Origin of the sequence: Novosphingobium sp. (genome assembly GCF_040079535.1) — a bacterium.
Lineage (GTDB): Bacteria > Pseudomonadota > Alphaproteobacteria > Sphingomonadales > Sphingomonadaceae > Novosphingobium.
Map to the genome: position 1 here is coordinate 1 of NZ_JBEBKB010000070.1, position 6081 is coordinate 6081.

At 61.0% G+C, this 6081-nt stretch carries 6 protein-coding genes; 3 read left to right on the forward strand and 3 right to left on the reverse strand.

What is annotated here, in order from left to right:
- On the reverse strand, positions 1 to 1281 hold a 1281-nt coding region (locus tag ABL914_RS13565; protein WP_391563722.1), incomplete at its 3' end, for a DEAD/DEAH box helicase.
- Positions 1282 to 1413: 132 nt separating this feature from the next.
- Positions 1414 to 1917: a hypothetical protein gene (locus ABL914_RS13570; RefSeq protein ID WP_391563723.1), complete on the reverse strand. Its 504-nt coding sequence runs from the start codon at positions 1915 to 1917 to the stop codon at positions 1414 to 1416.
- A 91-nt stretch (positions 1918 to 2008) separates the two neighbouring features.
- On the opposite strand from ABL914_RS13570, the gene ABL914_RS13575 reads away from it, so the two are divergent.
- Together ABL914_RS13575 and ABL914_RS13580 are read left to right on the forward strand one after the other, a co-directional pair.
- A complete protein-coding gene (locus ABL914_RS13575) occupies positions 2009 to 3457 on the forward strand; it encodes an FAD-binding oxidoreductase (RefSeq protein ID WP_391563724.1) in 1449 nt (482 codons plus the stop codon).
- 61 nt (positions 3458 to 3518) lie between these two features.
- Complete coding sequence (locus tag ABL914_RS13580) at positions 3519 to 4292, forward strand: SapC family protein (RefSeq protein WP_391563725.1); 774 nt, start codon at positions 3519 to 3521, stop codon at positions 4290 to 4292.
- Positions 4293 to 4507: 215 nt separating this feature from the next.
- Here ABL914_RS13580 and ABL914_RS13585 read toward each other — a convergent pair whose 3' ends face one another.
- Positions 4508 to 5464 (reverse strand): N-formylglutamate amidohydrolase, encoded by a 957-nt coding sequence (locus ABL914_RS13585; protein WP_391563726.1) that lies wholly within the window; start codon positions 5462 to 5464, stop codon positions 4508 to 4510.
- Positions 5465 to 5616: 152 nt separating this feature from the next.
- Between ABL914_RS13585 and cpdR the strand changes: the two genes are divergently transcribed.
- Positions 5617 to 5991 (forward strand): cell cycle two-component system response regulator CpdR, encoded by a 375-nt coding sequence (cpdR, locus tag ABL914_RS13590; protein WP_391563727.1) that lies wholly within the window; start codon positions 5617 to 5619, stop codon positions 5989 to 5991.
- Positions 5992 to 6081 lie beyond the last annotated feature (90 nt).

Consider the following 6081-nt stretch of genomic DNA (forward strand, 5'->3'; position numbering starts at 1 on the left):
CTCTCTGGGAGGGCGGGCTTCGCGCGGAGCGCGTTCCTCACGCAGAGCGCGATCTTCCTGGGCCGCAGGTTCAGCCCGCTCTGGCTTGCTGACGCGGCGCGAACGCGAAGGCCGCTCGGCACGTTCGTCCTGATCATCGCTGCGCGCGGCAGGCTTTCCGCCCTGCCCAACTTCAAACACCGGCAGCTTCGCGCCAGTCAGCTTTTCAACATTGGCGATCGCTTCGGCGTCTTCAGGCGCAATCAGGGTAAAGGCGCGGCCAGTCGCCCCGGCGCGGCCAGTGCGGCCAACCCGGTGAACGTAATCATCAGGATGCCATGGAGTATCGAAGTTGAAGACGTGCGACACGCCTTTCACGTCCAGCCCGCGTGCCGCCACGTCTGAGCAGCACAGTATGTTGATCGTGCCGTCCTTGAACCGATCAAGCTCTGCAATACGGGCCGATTGATCCATGTCACCGTGGATTTCGCCAGCCGAAAACCCATCCTGCTTCAGCGTCTTGGCCAAATCACGCACGGTGGTTTTGCGGTTGCAAAAGATCATCGCGGTCTTGACGTCGTCGGTTCGCAGCAATTGCTTCAGCACATCGCGTTTGCCGCGTGAAGATGTGACCGGAACCTTGAACTGGACGATCTGAGTGTTGGTTGAAGCCGGGCGGGCCACTTCGATATATTTGGGATTGGTCAGGAACTTGTCCGCCAGCTTTTTGATCGGCGGCGGCATGGTCGCGCTGAACAGCAAGGTTTGGCGCTGGGCTGGAAGCTTCGAACAAATCGTTTCAATATCGGGGATAAAGCCCATGTCGAGCATCCGGTCGGCCTCGTCGATCACCAGCAGATCGCAACCTGTCAGCAGGATCTTGCCGCGTTCGAACAGATCCATCAGCCGCCCCGGCGTGGCGATCAGCACGTCCACGCCGTCTTTCAGCGCCTTGACCTGATCGCCCATTTGCACGCCGCCAATCAGCAGCGCCATTTTGAGATCGTGGTTGACCCCGTAGAGCGCGAATTCATCAGCAACCTGGGCTGCCAATTCGCGGGTCGGTTCAAGAATCAGGCTGCGCGGCATCAGCGCGCGGCGCCGGCCGTGGGCCAGAATATCGATCATCGGCAGCACGAAGCTGGCGGTTTTTCCGGTTCCGGTCTGGGCCACGCCGATGATATCCTTCATCATCAGCACGCTGGGAATTGCCTGAGCCTGGATCGCGGTGGGCGTGTCATAGCCTTTGGCGGTTACCGCTGCGAGCAATTCGTCGGATAGGCCGATGTCGGCAAATTTCATGATCTTGCGCTATGTCCGGATGTAAAGGGGCCCAGCCCACGTGCCCAAAGCATGCGCTGGATTGGCCGGGCCATTGGCGCACAGCCGCAGGAAAGTCAAGAAAACGGTGCCCAGACCTTGTACTAAACCCGGTCAATCGCTCACTTGGACGATCTGCCGAAAGCCCACAACCTGGCAATTGGCCCCGCTGCGCGACATCAGCGCATCACGATCGACGCACAACTGCCCGTCTGCTGCGCGTTTCACGATCAGGCCCGAATAGAATTCGCGCGCCTGGCAGCCTTTTTCCAGCTGCGCCGTGATCAGACGGTTATCGCGCATAATCAGCAACAATTTGTTGCTGGTGGCCGGCTGAATTCCCGCGATTCCCGCCAGCGCAACGCATTTGCCAAACTTGCGCTCGATAAATCTGGGCTCGCGATCAGCCCTGCGATCAAACATATCGGGCCCATCAGGCATTGGCGCTGGGCGCGGATTGATCCGGATCGTTACCCGCTGTTCAATGCTGACCTGTTCGGCCGGCAGCGCCACCACCGGCGGACTGGCTGGCTGCACCACATCGCGCGGTGCTTCTACCACGGCCAGGGCCGGGAACAGCAGAGCCAGCGGGGCCAATAGGTGGAGCGCAGGGTTCATCGCCGCCGCTATAGCAGTGATGATTGAACCACCGCTTAACCTATCGCTCAGGACTCGCTCCGTTCGGGCCGGCATGCCATAGCGCATGGCGATGTCTGGATCTGATGCCACTTTTCTTGCTGCTGCGGCCGATTTGCTGGGGCCCAAAGGCTTCACCTGCGCTCCCGATGCAATGGAACCCTGGCTGACCGACTGGCGCGGCCGCTACACCGGCAAGGCCTGCGGGCTGGCTTCGCCGGCCGATCGGAATGAAGTTGCGGCGCTGATCGGCCTTTGTGCCCGGCACCGGGTGCCGCTGGTTGCACAGGGCGGCAATAGCGGCATGTCTGGCGGCGCCACGCCCGATGCCAGCGGCCAGGCCGTGCTGCTTTCGCTGCGGCGGTTGAACATGATCGGCCCGGTTGATCCTGCATCGCGTGAGGTTACTTGCGGGGCGGGCGTGATCCTGCAGCACCTGCATGAGGCCGCTGGTGCGGCGCGGTTGCGTTTCCCGCTGACTTTGGGCGGCAAGGGATCGGCCACAATCGGCGGTCTGATCGCCACCAACGCCGGCGGCACCCAGGTTTTGCGCCATGGCACGATGCGCGCGCAAGTGCTGGGGATCGAGGCTGTGCTGGCGGATGGATCGATCTATTCGGCGTTGACGGCGCTGAAAAAAGACAACCGCGGGTTCGATTTGAAGCAGTTGTTCATTGGCAGCGAAGGCACCCTGGGGGTGATAACCGCGGCCCGGCTGCGGCTGGCCCCGCCGATCACCGGCCGGCAGGTCGTCTGGGCGGGCCTCAAAGATATTGGAATGGCCCGCAAGCTGCTGGAACTGGCCGAAGCCCAGCTTGGGCGCAGGCTTGAAGGGTTTGAGGTTCTGCCGCAGCAGTGCCTTGATGCGGTGATCGGCCACCTTCCTGCCGCGCGAACTCCGCTGGCCCAGCCGCATGCCTGGCATGCCCTGATCGAGCTGGTCGGTGATGATCCCGCCGATGATCTGCCCGGCGCCGCGCAGGCCTTGCTTGAAGCCGCGGCCGGGCAAGGGATCATCGAAGATGCAGTGATGGCCATGAACGAAAGCCAGGCCGAAGCCTTCTGGCTATTGCGCGAATCGATATCTGCGGCGCTGCGCGGCAAAGGGGCCGCGATGCAGCACGATATTTCAGTGCCGGTTTCAGCTATGGCGCAGTTCGTTGCCACCGCCACCGCGCAGATCGAAAGCCTGTTTCCCGGCTGCCGTGCATTCGCCTTTGGCCACCTGGGCGATGGCAATGTCCATTTCCACGTGACAGCCCCGCCGCATGCGGTGCGCGGCACATGGGAGCTTGAACAAGGCAAGACGATCAGCCGTGCGGTCCACGATCTGGTAAGCGAATGGCACGGCTCCATCTCTGCTGAACATGGTATCGGCCAGATGAAGGTTGACGAACTTGGCCGCCTGGCTGATCCCGTAGCGCTGGATCTGATGACCCGGATCAAGGCTGCACTCGATCCGCAAGGCCTGCTTAACCCGGGAAAATTGCTACCGCTTGCGCCAAACCCGCCAAGTGCTTAAAGGCGCGTTTTGCGCCGGGAGCTTGCCGGCCAGGAATCGCCTTCTTACCGGAGAAATTGCAATGGCCAGCGCGCCCCAAGCCGCCACCCTGCCGATGTTTTACAACGATCTGATGCCGCTTAACAGCCGCGATCATGCTGAATGGAGCACGCGCTCAACCGAAACTGCAAAGTGGATGGTTGGTCAGCACGCTGTGCCGTTGACCGCAGAAGAATTTGTTCACGCATCGCGCAGCTACCCGATCGTTTTCTCGATCTCGGAAACGCCGGTCCCGCTGGCGCTGATGGGCCTGAACGAAGGGGTGAACACCTACTTCGATGCCGATGGCAAGCAGACCGATCCGGCCTATGTGCCGGCTTACGCCCGCCGCTATCCCTTCATGCTGGCCAAACTGGCGCCAGATTCGGACGAGCTTTCGCTGTGCTTTGATCCGACCAGCGAACTGGTTGGCGAATTTGACGATGGCAACAAGCTGTTCGAAGGCGGAGAGCCAACCGAAGCCTGCAAGGCAACCCTGGAATTCTGCCGCAATTTCGAAGAAGCCGGATTTCGCACTTCGGCTTTCGTTGAAGAACTGGTCAAGCACGGCCTGCTGATGGACGGCGAAGTATCGATCCAGCAAACCGGCAACGAAACCCCGTTCGTGTATCGTGGCTTCAAGATGATCGATCAGGAAAAGCTGCGCGAACTGCGCGGCGATGTGCTGCGCGCGATGAACCAGAACGGCATGCTCGCGCTGGTCTATGCCCACTTGTTCAGCCTTGAACACATGAGCGAAGTGTTCGCGCGGCAGGTTCAGCAGGGTCAGGGACCGATTCCCGCTCCGACTGCCTGATTCTAGGGGCCAAATTCTTAACGGCGCGGTCCCGCTAACTGGCGGAATCGCGCCGTTTCGTTTGCGCAGCTTTGAGCAGGCTTGAATCCCTTCGCAGAGACGACTATTTGTTAACGGTCTCGCCGTGCTTCCCTCATGGCCCGGCGGGTCAGGTGCATTCGTGCACCACCTCCCTGAACCTTGGCCACCTCGTGCTGCTTGCACGAGGTGGTTTTTTATTCGGCTGCGCTGACCCAGCTTTCAGGCCTGCCCAGACGGCCAAGATCGGCTACTTCACCGGCCATTCGGCGGACCAGTCCGATCAGCAAATCAACCATGGCATCAAATCCGGCGCCTGGTTCTGCCAGCCGCGCATCCAGATAGTTTGATCGGTCGATCTCAAGCTGAAGCGCGTGGATCCCGGCTGCCGGATCGGCATGCCTATTCAGCACATAGCCGCCGGCATAGGGCCGGTTATGTGCAGCGCCGCAGCGGTGCTGGGCAAAATAGCTGAAACAGCTGCCCACCAATGTCCCGCTGCAAGAAGCGCCAAACCGATCACCCAGCACAAAATCAGGACCGGCCTGCCCGCCGCGAAAACCCAGCGGCGGCATTGAATGCAGATCAAGCAGCAAAGCAGCCCCCCACCGCATCCGCAAAGTGGCAAGGGTTTCTGCCAGGCATGCGTGGTAGGGCGCGTGGATCTGTTCAATCCGGGCGGCAAGATCAGCCTCATCATGGCGGCGCTTCCAAAGTTCACCCAGGCCCTGCAGACGGCGCGGGATCAGCCCCAGCCCGCTGCGAACCCGGATCCCCGGCTTCGGATTTGCGCCGCTATCGGGCGCCCCGCGGGCAAACATATCCCAATCAATTTCATCGCTGCCGCGGTTAAGGTCAATCATCGCGCGCGGCGCATTGGCCACCAGCAGCGCCGCGCCGGTTTGCCGTGCCACCCGTTCAGCCAGCCGATCGGCATAGCGATCCTCCAGCTTGAGAGCGGCAAATCCAGGATTGCGCATCCGTTCAAGCAGCGTGCCGGGATAGGCCCGCCCGGCATGCGGAACTGCGATCAGTATGGGAATTGCCGATGGCTGCGGCGCAACCAGCGAAAAGGCCGGCAGACCGCCGCTGCCAGGGATGATGCCCCCGGTTTTCCGCTGCGAATCGTTCCAATTGAGCACTTCGTGTTCCATCGCTCAGAATTGGCCTGCTGCGCGATCTGTGTCAAAGTGCCCAATGCCTAACAAACAAGCCAGATTGTTAACCTGCCTTGTCTATGTATCATGGCAATCGCGACCGGCGTGAAAGCGGCGGTAAGGACAACGCAAACCAGAACGAGCCTGATATGATCCGCATCCTGCTTGCCGAAGATGAAGCGGCCATGCGCACCTACCTTGCGCGCGCGCTTGAAAACGCAGGCTATGAAGTGATGGCAGTCGATCGCGGTACGGCCGCGATCCCATTGCTTCAGGAATATGAATTCGATCTGCTGCTGTCGGACATCGTGATGCCCGAAATGGACGGGATCGAACTAGCCCAGCGCTGCGCCGAGATCAGCCCCAAAACCAAGGTGATGTTCATCACCGGGTTCGCTGCGGTGACACTGAAAGCCAGCCGCGAGGCACCGCAAGCCAAGGTGCTGTCCAAGCCGTTCCATCTCAAAGACCTGGTGCTTGAGGTTGAGCGCATTTTCGGCCAGCAAGCGCAGGCAAGCATTTAGTTTATCCGCTAGCGCGGCCGACAACACCGGCCCGCTCCCCCTCCCGGCCACCCATAGGATAACCTTAGGTTCTGGGCGGCCGGGAGGGGG